This window comes from Paenisporosarcina sp. NPDC076907, from assembly GCF_050269735.1.
Lineage (GTDB): Bacteria > Bacillota > Bacilli > Bacillales_A > Planococcaceae > Paenisporosarcina.
In genome coordinates this window covers 585,494-607,480 of the sequence record NZ_JBNNIX010000002.1, presented here as the reverse complement: position 1 = coordinate 607,480, position 21,987 = coordinate 585,494, and the positions used below count along the sequence as shown (strand labels likewise).

Genomic DNA, 21,987 nt, shown 5'->3' with positions numbered 1-21,987 from the left:
GATTGGATATGAGGTGTCAGGTACGTGCAAAGAAGATTGGCAAATGTAAATATGTGGACGGTATCAGCAGCAATCATTATGATTCTCCTGTTTTTGCCTAACTTAACGATTGTAACGGGGATTTTTTCAGCAGCCAATGAAAACTGGGCACATATGAAAGAATTTGTTTTAGGTTCGTTCATTAAAACCTCAATGATTCTCATCAGCATTACAGCTCTATTAACAATATTTATAGGATTGAGCCTAGCATGGTTAATCGCTCAGTATCAATTTCCATTAAGAAAATTTTTGAAATGGGCTCTAATTTTGCCCCTGTCTATTCCACCTTTTATTGGAGCATATACGTATCACGGAATTGTCAATTACACTGGAGTGATTCAAACGACTCTTAGAGAACGGTTTGAAATGGATCTGAATCCTTCGTTTTTTGACATTATGAATCTACCGGGTGCGATCTTTATTTATACGATGTTTTTATATCCATATGTGTATACGATTACGCGGATTTTCTTATCTCAACAATCCGCTTCATTGATTGAAAGTGCAAGAATGCTCGGGAAAGGTCCTTGGCGCACTTTTTTCCAAGTCGTCATTCCGATTTCCAGGGTTTCCATTATTGGTGGAGCAAGTTTAGTTGTGCTGGAAGTGTTAAATGATTATGGCGTAGTGAAATACTTCGGTATCCAAACATTTACGACGGCAATATTTCAAACTTGGTTTGGTTTAGGTGATATTGAATCATCAATTAAACTTGCCGCATCCCTGATGGGGTTTGTCATCTTAATTCTCATGATCGAAAAATTATTGCGTGGAAGAAGGCAATACAGTTATTCCACCACGAAAGTGCGTCCATTGCCTCTTATTCAACTAAAGGGATGGAAAGCTATTATTGCAACGGGTTACGGGTTACTTATTTTAAGTCTTGGTTTCTTCATACCAATTATCCAGCTGATTGATTGGATGTTCTTGACACTTGGTACCATTCCTATGGGGGAGTTTCTGACTTACGTAAAAAACTCAGTTGCAGTGGCTGGCATAAGTGCATTCGCAATTATTGTGTTCGCTTTGATTGTCGGCAACTTCAGTCGACTGGTGCATGGCAAAGTGGCGAAACTTTTGCCTAAGCTAACAATTCTCGGTTATTCTATACCAGGAGCCGTAATCGCTGTGGCAGTTGTTACTGCATTTATTGCACTAGATCGTTTTCTCGCCCCTTTGTATCAAATACTAGGAGTTGGGACAACACTTGTGCTAAGTGTAAGTTTGACGATGTTAATATCTGCCTATATAATCCGATTCTTTGCGATTGGTTATAATTCCATTGAATCTGGATACGATAAAATTGGAACGGATTTCCGTGATGCTTCTAGACTTCTCGGCGTTGGCCTGACAAAAACATTCTTTAAAGTGGATGTACCGATGCTGAAAGGTGCAATCATTAGCGGATATATTTTGGTTTTCATTGATATATTAAAAGAAATTCCATTAACCTTAATTTTACGTCCATTTAACTTTGATACACTATCTACGAAGGCATTCCAATATGCCAGTGATGAAAAAATCATGGAGGCTTCACAAGCTTCCTTACTAATTGTCGGTATTAGTGCCCTTGCCATTGTGATTTTCTATAAGTTTCTCGAAAAGGAGCCAGATTGACATGTTTATTTCCATTCAAAATGTTTGTTTCTCATATCCAAATACAGACCGATCAGCACTTGACCAGTTTTCAATGAATATTGAAAAAGGTGAAGTTATTTCTATATTAGGCAGAAGCGGCAGTGGAAAAAGCACGATACTGCGTCTCCTCGCTGGACTGGAAAAACCAACTCAAGGTACTTTGACGATTCAAAATGAAGTCATTTTTGACGGCAAAACATTTCTTCAACCGGAGAAGCGGGGCATTGGCATGGTATTTCAGGACTATGCGTTGTTTCCACATATGACGGTTGGGGAGAATATTCTTTTTGGTTTATTCCAAATGAAAAAAGCAGAAAAGAAAAAACGGCTCGCAGAAGTACTTGAATTAGTAGAACTTCAGGATTATGAAAAACGTTATCCTCATCAACTTAGTGGAGGGCAGCAACAGCGAGTTGCAATTGCAAGAGCGATTGCGCCAAACCCACATTTAATTTTGTTAGATGAACCATTTAGTAACCTGGATGCCGAACTGCAAGTTAAAATTCGCAAGGACCTACGTGAAATTCTTAAAAAAGCGAATATCACGTCAATTTTTGTCACGCACGATGAAAATGATGCCCATGCGTTAGCAGACCGCATCGTAAAATTAAAAGATGGCTGCATTGATATGATTGGCCGACCTTGTGATCTGCTTGGGTTTCATCCCCATCCAGCCCCACAATTCGTACCCATACAAGAAACCCGTGAATTAGTGAGTGTATAATATTAAATTTGGAGTTGCATTTGATTTCATGCAAGAGTAAAATGTCAACATAAGAATAATGAAATGCCAAGAAGAGGACAACATTTGTCTGTACGACTTTTTAGAGAGAGAAGCCATGGCTGAAAGCTTCTTAAGTACGACACTCAATTTACCACCTCGGAGCAGCAACAGTGAAGTCATTAGTAACTGTTGACGGTAACGGCCCGTTAGCCGGCTCAAAGCTTCATCTTTTTAGTCTTGGACTGAAGAGAAGGAAGAAGGGTGGAACCACGAACTCAAACCTCGTCCCTTTCATAGGACGAGGTTTTTTTGTGTTCAATTTTAACGATAAAAAGAAGGAGTGGCTAAAATGTCAGAAACAATTCAATTGAAATTTCCAGACGGCGCGATAAAGGAGTTCCCAAAAGGCACAACAACCGAAGACGTTGCAGCATCGATTAGTCCTGGCCTTCGCAAAAAAGCGTTAGCGGGTCAACTGGATAACCAGCTTGTGGACTTGAAAGCACCACTTGAGCAAGATGGAGAAATTGCCATTGTCACTCCAGGTTCGGATGAGGCATTGGAAGTATTGCGTCACAGTTCAGCCCACTTATTGGCTCAAGCAGTTAAACGTCTTTTCAAAGATGTGAAATTAGGCGTGGGTCCTGTTATTGAAAATGGATTCTACTACGATATTGATTCACCAGAACCAATTACTGCAGAAGATTTGCCGGTCATTGAAAAAGAAATGAAAAAAATCATTAATGAAAATATTGAAATTGTTCGCCACAATGTTTCTCGTGCAGAAGCATTTGAAAAGTTCAAAGAGGATGAATACAAAATTGAATTACTAGAAGCAATTGCTGAAGATGATCAAGTATCCATTTATGAACAAGGTGAGTTTTTCGACTTATGCCGTGGCGTACATGTGCCGTCGACTGGTAAATTAAAAGAATTTAAATTATTAAGTATTGCCGGTGCATACTGGAGAGGTAACAGCGACAATAAAATGTTGCAACGAATCTACGGAACAGCTTTCTTTACTAAAGAAGAATTGGCTGCGCACTTGAAAATGCTTGAAGAAGCAAAAGAACGTGACCACCGTAAAATCGGGAAAGAGCTTGACCTATTCATGAATTCACAAAAAGTTGGTCAAGGATTACCAATGTGGTTACCTAAAGGCGCAACTATTCGCCGTATTATCGAACGTTACATCGTCGATAAAGAAGTAAAGCTTGGTTACGATCACGTTTACACACCGGTTATGGGAAGCGTTGAGCTTTACAAAACTAGTGGTCACTGGGATCACTACCAAGAAAACATGTTCCCTGTCATGAGCATGGACAACGAAGACTTGGTACTTCGTCCGATGAACTGCCCGCATCATATGATGATTTTCAAAAATGGCATTCACTCATACCGTAACTTGCCAATGCGTATTGCGGAACTTGGTACAATGCACCGTTATGAACTGTCAGGCGCATTGACTGGACTTCAACGTGTACGTGGAATGACGTTGAATGATGCACATATCTTCGTCCGTCCAGATCAAATCAAAGACGAATTTAAACGCGTGGTGCAATTAGTCATCGATGTTTACAAAGACTTTAACTTAAACGATTACTCATTCCGACTGTCATATCGTGACCCGGCAGATAAAGAGAAATATTATGATGATGATAATATGTGGAATAAAGCACAATCCATGTTAAAAGAAGCAATGGATGAGCTTGGTCTATCATACTTCGAAGCAGAAGGCGAAGCGGCATTCTACGGTCCTAAGCTTGATGTTATGGTGAAAACAGCATTAGGAAAAGAAGAAACGCTTTCAACTGTTCAACTGGACTTCTTGTTGCCAGAGCGTTTTGACTTATCATATATCGGCGAAGACGGAAAGCAACATCGTCCGGTCGTTATTCACCGTGGTGTCGTGTCAACAATGGAACGTTTTGTTGCATTCCTAATCGAAGAATACAAAGGTGCATTCCCAACTTGGTTGGCACCAGTTCAAGTTCAGGTAATTCCTGTATCGAACGAAGTTCACTTTGATTATGCCAAAGGTGTTATTGAAAAACTTCAGGCAGCTGGCTTACGAATCGACATGGATGACCGTGACGAAAAACTTGGCTATAAGATCCGTGAAGCACAAATGCAAAAAATCCCGTATATGTTGGTACTTGGCGACAAAGAAGTGGAAAGCGGATTTGTCAATGTACGTAAATACGGAGAACAAAATTCCGAAAGCATTCCTTTTGACGAGTTCCTTTCACGTATTCAACAAGAAGTTAACTAAAGTTGTTGACAGTGGTTGCTGTACGTGATATTGTTATTAAGGTTAATGAATACAAAGTTTGTGGTATAAGAAGAGGCTGCCCGCTTCTCACCTGATTGACACTAGATGTAGTTGACAGGTCGGCACACGATTGAACGTAACGTACAGCGTTGTACTTGCATATATCGGCGGGCGGACATCTACTTATGTAAATGTCCGCTCGTTTTTTTATTGGTCCGGAACGGCGTAACCGATTTATTGGAGAACATCGATAAACGATATGCCCAAACCATGTATTCGCGACACTACCTGGAGGTGGATTACTATTAGCAAAGACATGTATGTAAACGATGGTATTCGCGCACGTGAACTTCGAATTATCGACCAAAATGGTGAACAATTAGGAGTAAAGACACGTTTTGAAGCGCTTGAAATTGCCGCTAACGTTAATTTGGATCTTGTCCTTGTGGCCCCTCAAGCCAAGCCACCAGTCGCTCGTATCATGGACTATGGTAAATTCAAATTTGAGAATCAAAAGAAAGATCGTGAAACTCGTAAAAATCAAAAGATTATCGTATTGAAAGAGGTTCGTTTGAGCCCGACAATCGATGAGCATGATTTCCAAACGAAATTACGAAATGCAATCAAGTTCCTTGAAAAAGGGGACAAAGTTAAAGCTTCTATCCGCTTTAAAGGCCGTGCAATTACGCACAAAGAAATTGGCCAACGCGTGTTAGATCGATTTGCAGAAGCTTGTGCTGAGGTAGCCACGGTTGAACAAAAACCGAAAATGGAAGGCCGTAGCATGTTCTTGATTCTTCAACCGAAGAACGAGAAAAAGTAAGATTGACGACAGTTTAGGAGGAATTCGACATGCCAAAAATGAAAACTCACCGCGGAGCAGCGAAGCGTTTCAAAAAGACTGGCTCTGGAAAAATTAGACGTGCATCTGCATACCGTAGTCACTTATTCGCTAATAAGTCTACTAAAGCTAAACGTAAACTTCGTAAAGGTGGACTAGTTTCTTCAGGAGACTACAAACGTATCAAATCACTAATCGCTTACATGAAATAATACTCAAAATTTAATCGTACGAAATAATAGCAGGAGGTAATTATTATGCCACGCGTAAAAAGCACACCAGTAACAAAAAGACGTCGCAAGAAAGTCTTAAAATTAGCAAAAGGTTATTATGGAGCTAAAAAATTATTATATAAAGTAGCAAACCAAGCAGTTATGAAATCAGGTAACTATGCTTACCGTGACCGTCGTAACAAAAAACGTGACTTCCGTAAATTATGGATCACACGTATCAATGCAGCAGCTCGCATGAACGGTCTTTCTTATAGCCGTTTAATGCACGGTTTGAAATTAGCTGGTATCGAAGTTAACCGTAAAATGTTAGCTGACCTAGCTGTTACAGACGCAGCAGCATTCACACAATTAGCAGAAGCTGCTAAAAAATCAATGAACAAGTAATCTTACTTTTTCAAAAGGCTGATGGATTTTCCATCAGCCTTTTTTTATACTAATAAATACATAGTGATTTTTAAGTTTAATTAAATTGATAGGAAATAGATTGTGAAAAATTTATCGCTCATATAGAGAGTTCTATCGCTCATATCGAGGCATTTGTCGCTCAAATAAAGGATTTATCGCTCATACTGGAGCATTTATCGCTCAAATAGGTCTCATAACCAAGTAGACTTATTAAGATAACTAGATTCATAGAGACATTTAAGGTGGCATCGCCATCAGGAGGGGAATCAGCATGTATTTCATTCTTATTGGATTTTTCATTGTCATGTCAATCGTGGCTTTTTTCACGATGGGCCATGATAAAGCTGCAGCAAAAGCACGCAACCGACGAGTTCCTGAACGCAATTTGTGGAATCTTGCATTATTTGGCGGAGGAGTAGGCGCATACCTTGGTATGATCCTCTATCGTCACAAAACCAAGCATATGTCCTTCCGTATTGGCTTTACATTACTAGCAATTTTACAAGTAGCATTGCTCATCTGGGCAGCGCAATTTTTGAAAGAGTGGTCGTGAAATTTATAGTATAGAAAGTTAATGGATGCTAGTGATCACAAGAACCGAGAATAGAATGAGTGGACTTGAACTGCGAATAGAATAGCTGAATTCACTAATTGAGTTGCAACCGTGAATAGGATAGCTGGAAACGCGAATAGACGAAATCGCGAATAGAACGACTAGAACAAAGAATAGACCAGTGCAACCCACAATTAACTTAATAAGTTCCAAACAAAAACCCGACATGAATTTTTCATGTCGGGTCATTCTTATTGGTTCTTTATCAATTTTTCGATTGGATTTTTCCAGCTGATATCTGCTTCTGGGTAGTTCATGAGAATTTCTTTTTCAAGAAATAAAAAATCGTCCCGAGTGAATCCTTGCAGTTTCATTGAATCTTTAACCCACACAAATATGGACACGACCTCGAAGGCATCACCCGTAGTACCAAGATATTTCTCTCCTTCAAATAAAGCACCTTTAAATGAGATAAAGAAATTTTTCCGCACATTTTTCACATCATCGTAAAAATAGTAAGCACCTTTTTCGTACGCATCATCAAGTTTTCGCTTAGGATCCATTAAGTAAACAAGTCCACGGTAAAACAAATAGACAATAAGTGCGACAATCAGAAATCGAATCAATAAGATGATCAAAATGGAACCCCCTTTGGGCAGACGTGTTACTATGGTATACGGATGAACAAATACTTTGGTTTCAAGATTGTTCAAATTTTTTTGTGGAGGTATTTGATATGGAATTACAGCAGTTATTTACAATGCAAAAAGCACTCGATACATATATTCAAACGGAGAAAAATATATCTCATGATGTATTTCTTGAAAAAGGGTTAGCGTTATTAGTCGAACTCGCTGAATTGGCGAATGAAACGCGTTGCTTTAAATTTTGGAGTGCAAAAGGGGCATCTGATAAGGAAACGATTTTGGAAGAATACGTAGATTCCGTTCATTTCTTACTGTCTCTCGGCATTGAAAAACAATTGGATGATTTAGATAGATGGCCTATTGAGGAAAAAGCGGGTTCCCTGACTCATTTATTTTTAAAAACACATGCATCTATTCAACAATTTCTGCAGGATCCAACCAGACCCCTATATGAAGATGTGTGGAAATGGTATGGGGCTATTGGAGCATCACTCGGTTTTACACATCTTCAAATCGTACAAGCATATATTGATAAGAATGAAAAAAATTACGAACGTCAGCGTTCTGGTTATTAAAGAATATTTTGAAAACTGAATACGTTTCCATTATAATAAGATAGTTAGAGCATATTTAGGAGGACGAAAGAATGACGAAACTTGATGCAACACTTACTATGCTGAAGGATTTAACAGATGCAAAAGCAATACCTGGGAATGAACGTGAAGCACGTGATGTTATGAGAAAATACATAGAGCCATTTGCTGACCGAATGGATTCAGATAACCTCGGCAGTTTAATTGCTGAAAAAGTAGGAGACGCGGACGGCCCGAAAATCATGGTAGCCGGTCACTTAGATGAAGTCGGGTTCATGATCACTCAAATTGATGATAAAGGTTTCTTGAAATTCCAAACGGTTGGTGGCTGGTGGTCACAAGTTATGCTTGCTCAGCGTGTAACTATTGTGACGCGTAAAGGTGAATCTATTACTGGTGTCATTGGATCGAAACCACCACATATCTTATCACCTGAAGCTCGCAATAAACCGGCTGATATCAAAGACATGTTTATTGATATCGGTGCTTCGTCGAAAGAAGAAGCTATGGAGTGGGGCGTATTACCGGGAGATATGGTAACCCCATACTTCGAATTCTCTGTAATGAACAACGAAAAATTGCTTTTGGCAAAAGCTTGGGATAATCGTATTGGTTGTGCAATCGCAATTGATGTTCTGAAAGCATTAAAGGATGAGAAGCATCCAAACATTGTCTATGGTGTAGGAGCTGCTCAAGAAGAAGTTGGATTACGTGGTGCACGAACAGCAGCAGCGAAAATCAAGCCGGATATCGGTTTTGCAGTTGATGTTGGTATTGCTGGTGACACACCAGGGATTACATCAAAAGAATCGACTAGCAAAATGGGTGCAGGTCCACAATTGGTATTGTTTGATGCTTCCATGGTTTCTCACAAAGGACTTCGAGATTTAGTGGTAGATACTGCCGAAGAAAATAATATTCCCTATCAGTTTGAATCTATTCCTGGAGGCGGAACAGATGCAGGAGCGATTCATTTGACAGCAAACGGTGTTCCTTCATTAGCTATCGGAATTGCAACTCGCTATATTCATTCTCATGCAGGTATTTTACACCGTGATGATTATGAAAATGCAGTGAAATTAATTGTAGCGGTAATCAAAAAACTTGACCGTGATACAGTGAACAAAATTATATTTGAATAAACTAGGGTTCAAAAAAGCATCGCTTAGGCGGTGCTTTTTTTATGTTGACTATCAATTTACCTAAATTAATGAAGCAGTAAGCGTGCGGTTTCAGATGGAATAAGAACTTGCGTAAACAGTACAATATCCAAGAAGTAATCAACAAAACCCGTCTCGTTGAAATACTAGTGTTTATACTAGTTAGCACCCCACTCTACCTTGCAAGCTGGACAAGAAAAGTTTTGTATATATCTAATCATTCGCCCTCTCTCATTATGAAAATCTTAATATACTATAAAAACAATGAAAGGAGGTGTTATAATGTCTGACTATTATTCTCCAAAAAAACATGATTGCTTTGATGAAAGAAAACATGATTGCTGTGGTGAAAAAAGAAAAAAAGATGACTGTTTTGAATGCGGTACGGTTACTTTAACCATTAATAATAATCCGCTCTACACTATTTCGTACTTTCAAGCTGCCGGCAATGTGGAGTGTTTTCCTTTGCTAACACCGGGTTTAAATGCTAATACTGCACTACACTGCCTTTTTAAAGACGGCTTTAAAATTGTTGCATTTACTGCGGATACGGATGGTGATGATACAATCACTTACACTCTTACAAACTGTTAACTATCTTCAAAAAGTAAGAGGGATTAGTTCTAGTAGACTAACCTAATTTGGACCGGCACTAAATTATTAGTGTCGGTCCAGACTGTATACAAAATACCTTCTGAGTTGTTAACTCGGAAGGTATTTTGTTAATTTATGGTTGATTTATTGATAAACAGACCTCTTAGAGGTAGGTTTTGTGCCATTTCTGGACTTCCCCAAGTCCAGGTGGCCATCTTCTTTAGATTCATGGCAGCAAAAGTGAGCATCGCCTGAATAGACAATTTTTTAAGTCCCCTTAAAGTTGTCCAACGCATCTCATGCTTTTCTTTCGCATCCGCAAAAACACGTTTAATCGTTTCTTTGCGCTGTGCATAAATCATTTTATTTAATTCTGTATGCCGAGGGTGTTCAGCTTCTTCAAAGTAATCTTCCCAGACATGTCGTTGAATGAGCTTCTGCTTTTTTTGACTTTGTGTGCATTGAGGCAAGAGTGGGCAATCCATGCATTGAACAGGATTAGAGAAGTACTGACGATATCCTTCTTTTGTAGTTGTGCTGTATTTTAACACTTGTCCTTCGGGACACAGCAACAGGTTTTCTATCGTTATTAGTGACTTTATTAAGTAAAGGTTCAAACATCGTACTGTCATGAATATTGCCGGGAGTAACAATGGTTCCCAATATAAAGCCATTCCGATCTGAGGCTGCATGGAAAGAATACGCAAACTGCTTCGTTCGCTCATCTTTCACATAATAACCACTCTCTGGATCCGTCGTGCTTTCTTTGATTTTCTTATATTCTTTCTTCTCGAACTTATCGGGTGGAAATGGTTTTTTTCCATGTTCTTCTCGGTCCCCGTTGATTTCTTCCTTTAGCCGAGCTTGATAGACTTTCGTTTCTTTGCGAACAACATTTACGCTTATTGGCACTTGCTTTTACATGCGTGGAATCAATAAATATATGTTCTTACGTGAATTGGTACAACAATAAACGGTCGAATAGCTCATTGAGCTATTCAAGTCTAGTTGCATACAGAAACTTAGTTCTAAACAAAATTGTATGAATTAGTGTTGACATACTAGTTAGCACCCCACTCTACCTTGCAAGCTAGATAAGAAAAGTTTTGTATATATCTAATCATTTGCCCTCTCTCATTATGAAAATCTTAATATACTATAAAAACAATGAAAGGAGGTGTTATAATGTCTGACTATTATTCTCCAAAAAAACATGATTGCTTTGATGAAAGAAAACATGATTGCTGTGGTGAAAAAAGAAAAAAAGATCACTGTCGTGAATGCGGTACGGTTACTTTAACCATTAATAATAATCCGCTCTACACTATTTCGTACTTTCAAGCTGCCGGCAATGTGGAGTGTTTTTCTTTGCTAACACCGGGTTTAAATGCTAATACTGCACTACACTGCCTTTTTAAAGACGGCTTTAAAATTGTTGCATTTACTGCGGATACGGATGGTGATGATACAATCACTTACACTCTTACAAACTGTTAACTATCTTCAAAAAGTAAGAGGGATTAGTTCTAGTAGACTAACCTAATTTGGACCGGCACTAAATTATTAGTGTCGGTCCAGACTGTAGACAAAATACCTTCTGAGTTGTTAACTCGGAAGGTATTTTGTTAATTTATGGTTGATTTATTGATAAACAGACCTCTTAGAGGTAGGTTTTGTGCCATTTCTGGACTTCCCCAAGTCCAGGTGGCCATCTTCTTTAGATTCATGGCAGCAAAAGTGAGCATTAGTCCTTAACAATATTGTATGATTTAGTGTTGACATACTAGTTAGCACCCCACTCTACCTTGCAAGCTAGATAAGAAAAGTTTTGTATATATCTAATCATTCGCCCTCTCTCTTTATGAAAAACTTAATATACTATAAAAACAATGAAAGGAGGTGTTATAATGTCTGACTATTATTCTCCAAAAAAACATGATTGCTGTGATGAAAGAAAACATGATTGCTGTGGTGAAAAAAGAAAAAAAGATGACTTTAGTGAAAAAAGAAAAAAAGATGACTGTTTTGAATGCGGTACGGTTACTTTAACCATTAATAATAATCCGCTCTACACTATTTCGTACTTTCAAGCTGCCGGCAATGTGGAGTGTTTTTCTTTGCTAACACCGGGTTTAAATGCTAATACTGCACTACACTGCCTTTTTAAAGATGGCTTTAAAATTGTTGCATTTACAGCGGATACGGATGCTGATGATACAATCACTTACACTCTTACAAACTGTTAACTATCTTCAAAAAGAAAGAGGGATTAGTTCTAGTAGACTAACCTAATTTGCACCGACACTAAATTATTAGTGTCGGTCCAGACTTTAGACAAAATACCTTCCGAGTTGTTAACTCGGAAGGTATTTTGTTAATTTATGGTTGATTTATTGATAAACAGACCTCTTGATCACGATTGATTGAATTTGATTTCGATAGGAAAAGACTTATTAACTTGGTTTGATTTTTCATCTAAAGAAGTAAAGAAATTGTTAGAGTTAGCAGTGAAATTGAAGAGTTTAGCCCGAAATGGCGTGCATCCACCATTGCTTGCAGGAAAAACGGTGGGTCTCATTTTTGAAAAGCATTCAACCCTTACGCGCATTTCATTTGAAGTAGGCATAGCCAAACAAGTGAGCACACCTTTACGATCGTAAAGATGTGCTCTGTGAGGCTAAGATTAAGACCGCGGGCAATCGCCCAAATCAGCCAACGGTACCCCGTTGGATCGTAATAAAATGATTTAACCTCCAAACCCTCCGTATAGGGTCCCTATATCTCTTTTTGTCCCATTGTAACTTTTTGTACTTGAAGTAATTGTACAATTAAATCTAAAACAATTTTTTGATGTAGTGGATGAAAAAAAGTTTCTAATTCCTTTGGCATGGATTTTTCATTTTCATTTTGAACAACAATATATTCAATATTTTGATAGATATATCCTTCTATAAATAGTTTTCCTCTTAATGCTTTACTTACCCCATCAACAGTCGAATGAGAGAAATCAGCTGGTACAAACTTGCAATTTGTCAATACCACTTCTTTAGAAATTTCTTTTACTTTATAGATTTTTTCTTCAAATAGAACATCTTCTTCCAAACAGATTTCAATGTTATATTCTCCTACTATAACTGGGACTCTGACCGCATGAGAATGACAAGTATTATTTTTCATAGAAAGTGAATCATGTATCGGAACCACAACTGATCGATTATTATCAGTATCCACTTTCGACTTCGGACGATAAGCATGATCAGGGTCAGTTAAAAATATGATCTCATGTGATTTAAAGCCAACTAAATGACAATATGGCTGTTCATGATAATAAGTAATAGTATCAAATATTTTTGTATCTAATTGGGGAATTTGTTTGTTGTATGGGACTTTAAATTTAAATGTATTTTGAGTCGTACTGCCAAAGATAGGAGGATGAAGGAAATTATCAATTTCTGCAAATGTGGAAATCGGAATTTTTATAGCCCTTGAGCGTACTCCTGTATATCTATGATGATCATTAGCATAACTTTTTTTATTTACATTTTCGGTTTCAAGATTATTTTTAATTCCATCAACTAAATTATCTTCAGGAGCATCCCTTTTCGAAACATCATCCACTTGGAGATTGTACTCAGACCGAGACACTACCTCCCGTCCTAACACAGTTTCCGTTTGGTCATCATGATCAGGGTGTGGAGCAGTCACCCGTTCTGACACATCATCTATTTGGAGATTATGCTCAAGTGCAGTAGCAGAAATTGTGCTGCCAAAGATAGGAGGATGAGGGGATTTATGAGTTTTTGCAAAAGTGGAGAATGGAATTTTTATAGTCTTTGGGCGTAAACCTGCATGTTTATTAAGCCCATAATCATGATGGGTTTCATAATCATCATCATGTTCATCATGTGTGCCATCTGTATGGTCGTTCCCGATACTGTATTTTTCGAATAAAATACTCTTTCTAGAGAGAGTATATTTTTTGCGTAATTTAGACCTTTTTTTCCAAATAAAAGTAACACCTAAATCATTTATTGGGACTGTGTCAACAGAGCCAGGTTTAGTATCTGATTCGCAAATATCATCTCTGTTTTCTATACTCTTTCTAGAAAGAGTACATTTTTTGCGTAATTTAGACCTTTTCTTCCAAATAAAAGTTACACCAAAATCATTCATTGGGACTGTGTCAACAGAGCCAGGTTTAGTATGTGATTCGCAAATATCATCTCTGTTTTCTATACTCGTTCTAGAAAGAGTACATTTTTTGCGTAATTTAGACCTTTTCTTCCAAATAAAAGTTACACCTAAATCATTTATTGGGACTGTGTCAACAGAGCCTGGTTTAGTATGTGATTCGCAAATATCATCTCTGTATTCTGTACTCTTTCTAGGAAGAGTACATTTTTTGCGTAATTTAGACCTTTTCTTCCATGTAAAAGTTACACCTAAATCATTTATTGGGGCTGTGTCAACAGAGCCTGGTTTAGTATCTGATTCGCAAATATCATCTCTGTATTCCGTACTCTTTCTAGAAAGAGTACATTTTTTGCGTAATTTAGACCTTTTCTTCCATGTAAAAGTTACACCTAAATCATTTATTTGGACTGTGTCAACAGAGCCTGGTTTAGTATCTGATTCGCAAATATCATCTCTGTTTTCTGTATTTTTTCTAGAAAGAGTACATTTTTTGCGTAATTTAGACCTTTTCTTCCTTTTAAAAGTTCCATCTAAATCATTTTTTTGGACTGTGTCAACAGAGCCTGGTTTAGTATCCGATTTGTAAATATCAGCTCTGTTTTCTGTAGTCTTTCTATAATGTTTACATTTTTTGCGTAGTTTAGATCTTTTCTTCCTTTTAAAAGTTACACCTAAATCATTTTTTTCGACTGTTTCAAAAGAGCATGGCTTAGCATCTGATTCATAAATATCATCATTGTTTTCAGTACTCTCTTCTTTTATATGGTGAGAATCGGGAAAAACAGAAAAAGTAAATACGTTTTTTTGTTTTACATTTATTTTTTGCATATCTTCATAGTTGATCCATGGTGTTTTAGTTATACCCTCCTCGTTTATATGGTGAAAATCGGGAGCAGCAGAAAAAGTAAATACATTTTTTTGTTTAAAATTTATTTTCTGTGCATCTTCATAGTTGACCCATGGAATTTTCATTATACCCTCCTTAACCACACGAATTGGTCCTGTATATATTAAATGAGTTCGCTCCGATTTTGTTACTATATGATCCTGAAAATTCTTACAAGCTGTAGATATGTAAACTAAATGGAATCTAGGAAAAGAAAAAGGATATCGCAATTGTAAAAACAAAACTTTATCAATTGAAACCCCATGTCATCCCTGGTCGAAAGCTGGAAGATTTGCGAACTTATTATCAAGAGCACCCGCATTGCATGGATTTTCAACCTGTGGCTGTTGTCATTCGTTTGGCAAAAGCCTACCATATTTTCATCAAGGCGTTCCATCCATCCGCCATTCGGATTGCTAATTATTTCCATGTGAATTGGTACGAAACAGAAGCCTTGCAACTCATTCGTAAAGATGTGCAGAAAGACCTTTCCCGGATTGCACGCCAACAATCACACTTCTTCAAGGGGCGAAAAGCTTTTTCTTAGATTACATGAAGGCTTAGATAAGAGATCGTATGGAGAAAGTTTTCTTGATTTGTTCCAGGCAAGATTTAATTAACGAAAATGAACTAACACCCACTACTTTTGATGAAGTGGAGCATGTTCGTTTAACAGCAGATTTCCTGAAAGAACCGAATCGCTATTTACGCCACCTCCTGGAACCATAGTATGACGTTATAGGGTAGTTCTAGTCGTTTTAGTCTTAGGGACCCATTTTTCAGACGTGGCGCCGCATTTTTCAGACGTCAACTTCCATTTTTCCGATGTCATTGCAAAAAAGTCAGACTGAGCACCCACTCAAAAAAACCGGATTTCAATATGAGAACCGGCTTTTACGTTGAGAAAACTATTCCCTTAATTAGCTTAGTTTACTTTGGTTAACATGCTATTAAGACCTAATACATCAACTTCTTTCTGCACCAAAACCAAAAAATGATTGATATACCTATTATATATGTCCATTCACTAATGCCTTTGCAACATATTTTAAGAATGTAATGTGTGAAAAAATTGAAAAGAATGAACGGAGGAAGTTTTGATGAGTCAACAAAATAATACAAATAATGGGGATTGTCCCATTGGTATTCCATGTCAGGTAACGGCAACGCCACTAACACCCTTTACCGATGAAAAAGCAGAACCTTGTGTCCTGGGCTGTGGTTATAAGCCAATTATTAAAGTGCCAGCTGTAATAGCAGAGACTACAATTCAAATCTGTGTAGAAACAAATCTTGAACTTAGTCCAGCTGCAAGCGAAATTAAAAGAGTGTACAAAGATGTATTTCTAACGCAATGTAAACTTGTCCCTGTAGACTTTGATGAGACAGAATTATGCCCAGGTGTCCGTAATGTAACAAGGGCTAAATTATTTATAGCAGGATTTATTCGTAAAGATATAGAATATGCAACAGGGAGTTGTGATGGAGTAATTCGTGATAAAATTGTTAATGTTCCATTTTCTGGATATGCAGACCTCAAGTGTCACGATTTTATCACTTTCCCAATTTTAGGTGCATCCTCAGAAAGCAGATCTCGATTTGTTAATCCTAATAACAGCGAGATTCCACGCCTAGATAAATACTTCTTTGAAAATAGTGTTTATTATAATGAGCAACCATATGGAGAGTTAGTTAGTGCAAAATTCTTTGAACTTGATTTTTCTCCTTGTCCTGTAGATACGGATGAAACGTTTTGTCATTTACGCGAAAAAATTGTATGTGACCTTACTGTAAAAGTATTACAATTACGACAAATTCGAATTAATTCTTTAGACTAAAGTTTAAATCCCTCATCGGGGTACTAGCCAGCAAGTCGAAAAAAACCACGTTAAGAGTAATTTGGTTCAACACATTACCTTTTTCAGATACAACACAACTGAAAATGATCCAAAATTCCTTAACGGGGGAATTTTCCGAAATGTTGACGATACCTCTCATAACTGTAATTACAATTCCTCAATATAGACCACTATCTAGCTTGACCTGTACCCCGAATCTCGGGAACTTTGAAAAAAGTCCTTGGTTCGGGGTTTTTCTATGGATTTTTCTATATTCCCTATTTAATCAAGAAAAAGACCTGGACGGAGGGTTCAGCATGGGAAAGAATCTATAAACAGAAAAACAAATACAACGCTTAGAGCCGAATCCAAATGTGAAGAGCGTGTCAGATAGAACCATTTCGTATAAACCGGCTTTTTAGTTGAAAGCGGTACAAGAGAACCAGTTTGGCAAAGGGCCTCTACAGATTTTGGTTGAACATAATAACTTGAACATAGACATCATCTGTTCCCTTCAGCCCAAGGACCCTTTAAGAGAATGAGTCAAAATTACATTTACCAAGTAAGCGTAGTCTTCTGGCTACGCTTTTAATAAGCACTTTTTTAAGGAATCTCACTCAAAAATATGATGAAATACGGGAACCACTGTTTCCATAAATCACCGAAAACCTTAATTATTAGAAAAAATCTATTAAACTACAATTTGCCTAGAGTCTTTTCCTTTCACTTAATATGTTATAGATATAAGGCAAATTACGGATTTAGGTGAACAAGAATGTTGAGTTTACTAAAAACCCCAAGTGAAAGGAGGTGCAATCAAATATGAGATTTTACCCAAAGAAATGTGGAAAAAGAGAAGGATGTAAATGTTTCAAGTGTTGTGAAGTAGAGCGTAAAAAAGATAGTTGGAAAAAAGAATGTCCAGACAAGAAATGGGAAAAAATAGAAGGTTGTAAATGTTTCAAGTGTTGTGAAGTAGAACTTAAAATCGAATGTAAAGATCCTTGGAAAAAAGAATGTCCAGAAAAAAAATGGGATAAAAGAGAAGGATGTAATTGTTTCAAGTGTTGTGAAGTAGAGCTTAACATCGAATGTAAAGATCCTTGGAAAAAAGAATGTCCAGAAAAGAAATGGGAAAAAAGAGAAGGATGTAAATGTTCCAAGTGTTGTGAAGTAGAGCTTAAAATCGAATGTAAAGATCCTTGGAAAAAAGAATGTCCAGACAAGAAATGGGAAAAAAGAGAAGGATGTAAATGTTTCAAGTGTTGTGAAGTAGAGCTTAAAATCGAATGTAAAGATCCTTGGAAAAAAGAATGTTCAGAAAAAAAATGGGAAAATAGAGAAGAATGTAAATGTTTCAAGTGTTGTGAAGTAGAGCTTAAAATAGAATGTCAAGATGACCATTACGAAAAGAAATGGAACTGTCACGAAGAGAAATGGAAAGATGACTACCACGAACAGAAATGTAACTGCCACGAAAAGAAATGGCAAGATGACTGTCACTTTCACGGAGCATTGAATGAAAAGTTAGATGACTTTATCGGCAGACGTGTGGTCATCTTTACAAAAGATACAACGCATACTGAAGGAACAGTGCAAGATGTGAAAAAGGAGTTTGTAGTATTGGTTCCAACGAGGAATTATTCAACATATGAACCAGTACAAGTATTTAGTAATACAAGTGATATTTTACTTGAAGAATTCCAAAAATACTTTATTAGATTAGACGATATTGTTGGATTTGGTAAGCAGCGGGACTAAGACATCAAACGTAGCAAAAGAATGATAGTTGTGAAATAATTTATACAGTTGAATTAGAATCTTTTTCAACAGACATATCTTTAGCGAGACAGACGTTAAAATTAGTTTTATTTAATAATTGAAGTATGAGAGAAAGCGTCTTAATATGAGACGTTTTCTTTTTTTATACAAACATATAATATCAAATACTTTTTTTAAGCTTAAAAGTAACTACACCTAACGTAGTTTTCTTAGTAGCGACAGTACACTTAGAGCCGCATGGGCTCAGAATTATGAAATTGATTTAGTTGATAACTTTAATTACTCTTCGAATCAGGTTTTTAATATGCACACTTGCATTAAAACTAAGCCATTAAACTATGTAAATGCCAGTCATAACTGCAAAATCACTCTTATAAAAAAACGAAAAAATAGAAAAAAACAATCAATCAATCCCTGCTGCCTAGAGAATATTTCACTCTCTTAATAAGTTATAGATGTAAGGCAAATTACGAATTGGAAGGAGAGAGATTCTCTAGACATTCGGACGACAGGAGGTGAAAATGAATATGGGATACAACAAGAAAAAATGGAGAAAACTAGAAGGCTGTGAGTGTTGGCGTTGTCGTGAAGTTGAAGTAGATTGCAAAGGAAAGCATGAGGATGAGAAGCACGAGAGTAACTGTTTCAAGTGCTCAGATATCAATATCAATGTTAACTGTGGTAATGATAAAAAAGATGATGACCATGGAAAAGGCAAGGACCATGACGACAAGCATGACAAAGATAAAGGCGACAAAGTGGAATTCCAGTTTGATATCTCGAACTTGAATGTTGAAATCTTTGGAGATCCAATTGCAGTGCTGCAGGCAGAATTCAATAAAGTAAAGGCTGGAGACAGAATTTCTTTAAGTGGTATTATTGGACTGGATAATGACTCAGATGAAGATGTCACAATGTTAATCACGATACTTCGAACAAGAGAAAATGGATTGAGTAACATCGTCTACACACAATTATTCGAAGTCCATGAAGAAGGGAATAACGATATTACTCAAGAGCCATTTGCGCATGTAGTGGTAGAACCAAATGACATTCGCAACGTGACTTATACGGTGAGAATTCAACGCCTAGAAGGCTTCGTGGATATTTTCCTTTTTGGCCAAAGTACTTTAACAGCTGTACGTTATAGCTAATCAAAGCAATAATGTAGAAAAAGGTGACTTGTAATCAAGTTGCCTTTTTTCTTATTTAAGTCCCTAATAAATATTCACTTGTATTTATAAGTATTCAAACATATAATGACGTATACATAATTATAATAAGAGGTGAATATTTATGAAGTTATTAGAATACGTAAATCTTGAAGTGGTGGAAAGTTTGAAAGGTAAAGATTTGTTAACTTGGCTCGACTTTACATCAATAGAAGTAAAGCAATTGTTAGATTTAGCAACAAGCCTAAAGAGTCTCGCTAAAAATAATTTACATCCTCCACTGCTTGATGGAAAAACGGTTGGTCTCATCTTCGAAAAACACTCAACTAGAACGCGTATTTCATTTGAAGTTGGAATCAATCAGTTAGGTGGTCATGCAATGTATATGCATGCGAGAGACTTGCAGATCGGTCGTGGGGAGCCTATATCGGATACTGGAAAAGTGTTATCAGGTTACATGGACGGCATTATGATTCGTGCCCACTCACATAAAATGGTCGAAGAACTAGCGGATGCGGCAAACATTCCTGTCATTAATGGATTAACAGATCTTTACCATCCATGTCAAGCGTTAGCGGATGTGCTGACGATACATGAAGTGAAAGGCTATTTACCAGGGCTAAAACTTGCTTATGTCGGAGATGGAAATAATGTAGCGAATTCACTTTTAATTGCCTGCGCTCATTTAGGGATTGAAGTATCAATTGCAACACCTAAAGGTTTTGAAATAGATGAAAATATTCTAAAAAAGGCTCAAAAACTGGCAGTTTCAAATGGCACAAATATCATGACAACAAACGATCCAATTGTAGCTGTTAAAAACGCCGATGTCATATATACCGATGTGTGGACTAGCATGGGCCAGGAAGAAGAAACAACTGCGCGACTTCAAGCATTCAAAGGGTATCAAATAAATGATGATCTTGTGATGCATGCAAAATCGGATTATTTGTTCTTACACTGTTTGCCAGCACATCGTGAAGAAGAAGTGGCAACATCCATCATCGATGGTCCGCATTCAGCAGTATTTGAACAAGCGGAAAACCGACTGCATGCACAAAAAGCCATTTTGGCATCAATCTTATCTTAATTTAGAAAATTCCTGAATAATTGTTCAGGAATTTTTTTGTGGAACAAATATATAATGTTAATAATACTTTACTAAATGTTAACTATAGTTTACATTATGAATATAATACATAACACGATGAGGTGAAAGGTATGCTACAAAACCGAGTCAAAGAGCTTCGTGCGCGATTTGGTTTTTCGCAAGGGGAGCTTGCTGAACGAGTGGGGGTAACAAGACAAACGATTGGTTTTATTGAAAAAGGAGATTTTTCCCCATCAATTACGTTGTCCTTGAAAATCGCTAGAGAGTTTCAAATAACTGTAGACCAATTATTTTGGTTGGAAGAGGAGAAATTATAATGAAAAAAGATTTTCGCGTTCAATATCCATTATGGCAAATGGCGTTTATTGTGTTGTTTGGAATTATGGCATTCGGTCTAACAGGCGCTACGAGCGAGCTAGTTAATACTCCTGATGAATTCAGTTACTCACTACAGTTTCCTCCATTGGAGTCAGTAGCTTTGTTTAGCACACTTTTCTTAACCTTATTTTTATTGGTTATTTTTTTCATGAAAATCTCCAAACATAATAAACAAAACCCAACGCAAAAAATCTCATTGTTACAGATTCGTCCATTGGAATATTTGGAACAAGACGAAGGCATGGTTCATATAACGAGAATTGCTGCTCAAAAAGTGTATACGTTCTTTGCTTGGGCACTACCATTTATAGCGATGATTTTCCTAGTATTTGACCTATCTAGATTTTGGATGATTGTCAGCATTTTGTTTCTTGCCTTGATGCAATACTTCATCTATTACATGGAGGTACGAAAACGCCTAGAGGAGGAAGAATGATGTGGGAATATTTTTTAGTGTTTTTGGGAGCGGCAATTCCTTGGCTTGAAATGGCATTGGTCATTCCGCTCGGTATTATGTCAGGATTAAAACCTATTTGGGTGGTCGTCATTGGTTTCATCGGAAATATGGTAACAGTGATGGCTTTAATTATTGGGTATGATCAGTTCAGGAGTTGGCTGGCTAAAAGAAATGAAGGGAAAGAAGGGAAAGAGTCCAAGCGCAGTGAACGTGCGAAGAGAATATGGAATAAATATGGTCTTCCTGAAATGTTAATGCTTGGGCCCATTTTAATTGGGACTCATATTGCGGCATTTATTGGCATGACACTCGGTGCCACCAAACGACAAACTACCATTTGGTCAGTAATCAGCATTGCAGTCTGGGCAGTGGTCTTTGGAATGTTGACAGCCATGGGCTTTGATTTCTTTGTCCGTGAGATATGAAAGACTTAGTTTCAAATGCTTTTACGAAATAAAAAATCTCCCTAT

At 37.2% G+C, this 21,987-nt stretch carries 24 protein-coding genes, 2 pseudogenes and 1 other annotated feature; of the genes and pseudogenes, 23 read left to right on the top strand and 3 right to left on the bottom strand.

The window, feature by feature from the left end; translation table 11 throughout:
- The first annotated feature begins 24 nt into the window (after positions 1 to 24).
- From ACQKEV_RS10765 to ACQKEV_RS10735, 7 genes are all read left to right on the top strand, one after another.
- A complete protein-coding gene (locus tag ACQKEV_RS10765) occupies positions 25 to 1,656 on the top strand; it encodes an ABC transporter permease (protein WP_427445145.1) in 1,632 nt (543 codons plus the stop codon).
- Between the two features lies 1 nt (position 1,657).
- A complete protein-coding gene (locus tag ACQKEV_RS10760) occupies positions 1,658 to 2,401 on the top strand; it encodes an ABC transporter ATP-binding protein (RefSeq protein ID WP_427445148.1) in 744 nt (247 codons plus the stop codon).
- 59 nt (positions 2,402 to 2,460) lie between these two features.
- Positions 2,461 to 2,694: a binding site (T-box leader), on the top strand.
- A 56-nt stretch (positions 2,695 to 2,750) separates the two neighbouring features.
- Complete coding sequence (thrS, locus tag ACQKEV_RS10755; RefSeq protein ID WP_427445151.1) at positions 2,751 to 4,673, top strand: threonine--tRNA ligase; 1,923 nt, start codon at positions 2,751 to 2,753, stop codon at positions 4,671 to 4,673.
- Positions 4,674 to 4,989: 316 nt separating this feature from the next.
- On the top strand, positions 4,990 to 5,496 hold the full coding sequence (gene infC, locus ACQKEV_RS10750; protein WP_269925484.1) for a translation initiation factor IF-3: 507 nt from the start codon (positions 4,990 to 4,992) through the stop codon (positions 5,494 to 5,496).
- Between the two features lie 29 nt (positions 5,497 to 5,525).
- Positions 5,526 to 5,726 carry a 50S ribosomal protein L35 gene (rpmI, locus tag ACQKEV_RS10745; RefSeq protein WP_016426709.1) on the top strand — a complete coding sequence of 67 codons (201 nt, stop codon included), beginning with the start codon at positions 5,526 to 5,528 and terminating at the stop codon, positions 5,724 to 5,726.
- A gap of 45 nt (positions 5,727 to 5,771) precedes the next feature.
- Positions 5,772 to 6,131, top strand: coding sequence for a 50S ribosomal protein L20 (gene rplT, locus ACQKEV_RS10740; RefSeq protein WP_427445155.1), 360 nt, complete (start codon positions 5,772 to 5,774; stop codon positions 6,129 to 6,131).
- A gap of 292 nt (positions 6,132 to 6,423) precedes the next feature.
- Positions 6,424 to 6,705, top strand: coding sequence for a DUF1294 domain-containing protein (locus ACQKEV_RS10735; RefSeq protein ID WP_427445157.1), 282 nt, complete (start codon positions 6,424 to 6,426; stop codon positions 6,703 to 6,705).
- Between the two features lie 251 nt (positions 6,706 to 6,956).
- Here the strand turns inward: ACQKEV_RS10735 and ACQKEV_RS10730 are convergent, their stop codons facing one another.
- Positions 6,957 to 7,343, bottom strand: a complete 387-nt coding sequence (locus tag ACQKEV_RS10730; protein ID WP_427445160.1) for a sigma-w pathway protein ysdB — start codon at positions 7,341 to 7,343, stop codon at positions 6,957 to 6,959.
- Between the two features lie 98 nt (positions 7,344 to 7,441).
- On the opposite strand from ACQKEV_RS10730, the gene ACQKEV_RS10725 reads away from it, so the two are divergent.
- From ACQKEV_RS10725 to ACQKEV_RS10715, 3 genes are all read left to right on the top strand, one after another.
- Positions 7,442 to 7,927, top strand: coding sequence for a dUTP diphosphatase (locus tag ACQKEV_RS10725; RefSeq protein WP_427445162.1), 486 nt, complete (start codon positions 7,442 to 7,444; stop codon positions 7,925 to 7,927).
- Between the two features lie 71 nt (positions 7,928 to 7,998).
- Positions 7,999 to 9,087 carry a M42 family metallopeptidase gene (locus ACQKEV_RS10720; RefSeq protein ID WP_427445165.1) on the top strand — a complete coding sequence of 363 codons (1,089 nt, stop codon included), beginning with the start codon at positions 7,999 to 8,001 and terminating at the stop codon, positions 9,085 to 9,087.
- A gap of 300 nt (positions 9,088 to 9,387) precedes the next feature.
- Positions 9,388 to 9,699 carry a hypothetical protein gene (locus ACQKEV_RS10715; protein ID WP_427445168.1) on the top strand — a complete coding sequence of 104 codons (312 nt, stop codon included), beginning with the start codon at positions 9,388 to 9,390 and terminating at the stop codon, positions 9,697 to 9,699.
- 128 nt (positions 9,700 to 9,827) lie between these two features.
- On the opposite strand, the pseudogene ACQKEV_RS10710 reads toward ACQKEV_RS10715, so the two are convergent.
- A pseudogene (locus tag ACQKEV_RS10710) lies at positions 9,828 to 10,648 on the bottom strand (transposase); the annotation flags it as partial.
- Between ACQKEV_RS10710 and ACQKEV_RS10705 the strand changes: the two are divergent.
- From ACQKEV_RS10705 to ACQKEV_RS10690, 4 genes and pseudogenes are all read left to right on the top strand, one after another.
- Entirely contained in the window at positions 10,626 to 10,745 is a 120-nt protein-coding gene (locus ACQKEV_RS10705) for an IS3 family transposase (protein ID WP_427457877.1), read from the top strand. The pseudogene ACQKEV_RS10710 and the gene ACQKEV_RS10705 sit on opposite strands and share 23 nt — an antisense overlap.
- Positions 10,746 to 10,884: 139 nt before the next feature.
- Complete coding sequence (locus ACQKEV_RS10700) at positions 10,885 to 11,196, top strand: hypothetical protein (RefSeq protein WP_427445174.1); 312 nt, start codon at positions 10,885 to 10,887, stop codon at positions 11,194 to 11,196.
- Between the two features lie 410 nt (positions 11,197 to 11,606).
- Positions 11,607 to 11,945 (top strand): hypothetical protein, encoded by a 339-nt coding sequence (locus tag ACQKEV_RS10695; protein ID WP_427445176.1) that lies wholly within the window; start codon positions 11,607 to 11,609, stop codon positions 11,943 to 11,945.
- A 177-nt stretch (positions 11,946 to 12,122) separates the two neighbouring features.
- Positions 12,123 to 12,326, top strand: a pseudogene (locus ACQKEV_RS10690) (ornithine carbamoyltransferase); the annotation flags it as partial.
- A 148-nt stretch (positions 12,327 to 12,474) separates the two neighbouring features.
- Here the strand turns inward: ACQKEV_RS10690 and ACQKEV_RS10685 are convergent.
- Positions 12,475 to 14,865, bottom strand: coding sequence for a BC_2427 family protein (locus tag ACQKEV_RS10685; RefSeq protein ID WP_427445179.1), 2,391 nt, complete (start codon positions 14,863 to 14,865; stop codon positions 12,475 to 12,477).
- A gap of 167 nt (positions 14,866 to 15,032) precedes the next feature.
- On the opposite strand from ACQKEV_RS10685, the gene ACQKEV_RS10680 reads away from it, so the two are divergent.
- The 9 genes from ACQKEV_RS10680 (at position 15,033) to ACQKEV_RS10640 (ending at position 21,942) form a co-directional block, all read left to right on the top strand.
- A complete protein-coding gene (locus tag ACQKEV_RS10680; protein WP_427445182.1) occupies positions 15,033 to 15,326 on the top strand; it encodes a transposase in 294 nt (97 codons plus the stop codon).
- Positions 15,327 to 15,370: 44 nt separating this feature from the next.
- Positions 15,371 to 15,508, top strand: coding sequence for a hypothetical protein (locus tag ACQKEV_RS10675; protein ID WP_427445185.1), 138 nt, complete (start codon positions 15,371 to 15,373; stop codon positions 15,506 to 15,508).
- 371 nt (positions 15,509 to 15,879) lie between these two features.
- Entirely contained in the window at positions 15,880 to 16,617 is a 738-nt protein-coding gene (locus tag ACQKEV_RS10670) for a CsxC family protein (RefSeq protein ID WP_427445187.1), read from the top strand.
- An 822-nt stretch (positions 16,618 to 17,439) separates the two neighbouring features.
- The gene (locus ACQKEV_RS10665) at positions 17,440 to 18,378 is read left to right on the top strand and encodes a hypothetical protein (RefSeq protein ID WP_427445189.1); all 939 of its coding nucleotides are present in this window, start codon (positions 17,440 to 17,442) and stop codon (positions 18,376 to 18,378) included.
- A gap of 542 nt (positions 18,379 to 18,920) precedes the next feature.
- Positions 18,921 to 19,553, top strand: coding sequence for a hypothetical protein (locus ACQKEV_RS10660; protein ID WP_427445191.1), 633 nt, complete (start codon positions 18,921 to 18,923; stop codon positions 19,551 to 19,553).
- Positions 19,554 to 19,695: 142 nt separating this feature from the next.
- Complete coding sequence (gene argF / locus ACQKEV_RS10655; protein ID WP_427445193.1) at positions 19,696 to 20,661, top strand: ornithine carbamoyltransferase; 966 nt, start codon at positions 19,696 to 19,698, stop codon at positions 20,659 to 20,661.
- Between the two features lie 131 nt (positions 20,662 to 20,792).
- Positions 20,793 to 20,999 (top strand): helix-turn-helix transcriptional regulator, encoded by a 207-nt coding sequence (locus ACQKEV_RS10650; protein WP_427445194.1) that lies wholly within the window; start codon positions 20,793 to 20,795, stop codon positions 20,997 to 20,999.
- Complete coding sequence (locus ACQKEV_RS10645; protein ID WP_427445196.1) at positions 20,999 to 21,496, top strand: hypothetical protein; 498 nt, start codon at positions 20,999 to 21,001, stop codon at positions 21,494 to 21,496. The genes ACQKEV_RS10650 and ACQKEV_RS10645 overlap by 1 nt, the downstream gene beginning before the upstream one ends.
- The gene (locus ACQKEV_RS10640; RefSeq protein WP_427445198.1) at positions 21,496 to 21,942 is read left to right on the top strand and encodes a small multi-drug export protein; all 447 of its coding nucleotides are present in this window, start codon (positions 21,496 to 21,498) and stop codon (positions 21,940 to 21,942) included. Before ACQKEV_RS10645 ends, ACQKEV_RS10640 begins: the two co-directional genes overlap by 1 nt.
- Positions 21,943 to 21,987: the final 45 nt, after the last annotated feature.

Bases quoted from the DNA above. Each gene is read 5' to 3' on its own strand.
- ACQKEV_RS10700 (WP_427445174.1), top strand. From the start codon at position 10,885: ATGTCTGACTATTATTCTCCAAAAAAACATGATTGCTTTGATGAAAGA.
- thrS (WP_427445151.1), top strand. From the start codon at position 2,751: ATGTCAGAAACAATTCAATTGAAATTTCCAGACGGCGCGATAAAGGAG.
- ACQKEV_RS10665 (WP_427445189.1), top strand. From the start codon at position 17,440: ATGAGATTTTACCCAAAGAAATGTGGAAAAAGAGAAGGATGTAAATGT.
- rpmI (WP_016426709.1), top strand. From the start codon at position 5,526: ATGCCAAAAATGAAAACTCACCGCGGAGCAGCGAAGCGTTTCAAAAAG.
- infC (WP_269925484.1), top strand. From the start codon at position 4,990: ATGTATGTAAACGATGGTATTCGCGCACGTGAACTTCGAATTATCGAC.
- ACQKEV_RS10640 (WP_427445198.1), top strand. From the start codon at position 21,496: ATGTGGGAATATTTTTTAGTGTTTTTGGGAGCGGCAATTCCTTGGCTT.
- ACQKEV_RS10660 (WP_427445191.1), top strand. From the start codon at position 18,921: ATGAATATGGGATACAACAAGAAAAAATGGAGAAAACTAGAAGGCTGT.
- ACQKEV_RS10735 (WP_427445157.1), top strand. From the start codon at position 6,424: ATGTATTTCATTCTTATTGGATTTTTCATTGTCATGTCAATCGTGGCT.
- ACQKEV_RS10670 (WP_427445187.1), top strand. From the start codon at position 15,880: ATGAGTCAACAAAATAATACAAATAATGGGGATTGTCCCATTGGTATT.
- ACQKEV_RS10645 (WP_427445196.1), top strand. From the start codon at position 20,999: ATGAAAAAAGATTTTCGCGTTCAATATCCATTATGGCAAATGGCGTTT.
- ACQKEV_RS10715 (WP_427445168.1), top strand. From the start codon at position 9,388: ATGTCTGACTATTATTCTCCAAAAAAACATGATTGCTTTGATGAAAGA.
- ACQKEV_RS10760 (WP_427445148.1), top strand. From the start codon at position 1,658: ATGTTTATTTCCATTCAAAATGTTTGTTTCTCATATCCAAATACAGAC.
- ACQKEV_RS10725 (WP_427445162.1), top strand. From the start codon at position 7,442: ATGGAATTACAGCAGTTATTTACAATGCAAAAAGCACTCGATACATAT.
- ACQKEV_RS10720 (WP_427445165.1), top strand. From the start codon at position 7,999: ATGACGAAACTTGATGCAACACTTACTATGCTGAAGGATTTAACAGAT.
- ACQKEV_RS10685 (WP_427445179.1), bottom strand. From the start codon at position 14,865: ATGAAAATTCCATGGGTCAACTATGAAGATGCACAGAAAATAAATTTT.
- rplT (WP_427445155.1), top strand. From the start codon at position 5,772: ATGCCACGCGTAAAAAGCACACCAGTAACAAAAAGACGTCGCAAGAAA.
- ACQKEV_RS10650 (WP_427445194.1), top strand. From the start codon at position 20,793: ATGCTACAAAACCGAGTCAAAGAGCTTCGTGCGCGATTTGGTTTTTCG.
- ACQKEV_RS10695 (WP_427445176.1), top strand. From the start codon at position 11,607: ATGTCTGACTATTATTCTCCAAAAAAACATGATTGCTGTGATGAAAGA.
- argF (WP_427445193.1), top strand. From the start codon at position 19,696: ATGAAGTTATTAGAATACGTAAATCTTGAAGTGGTGGAAAGTTTGAAA.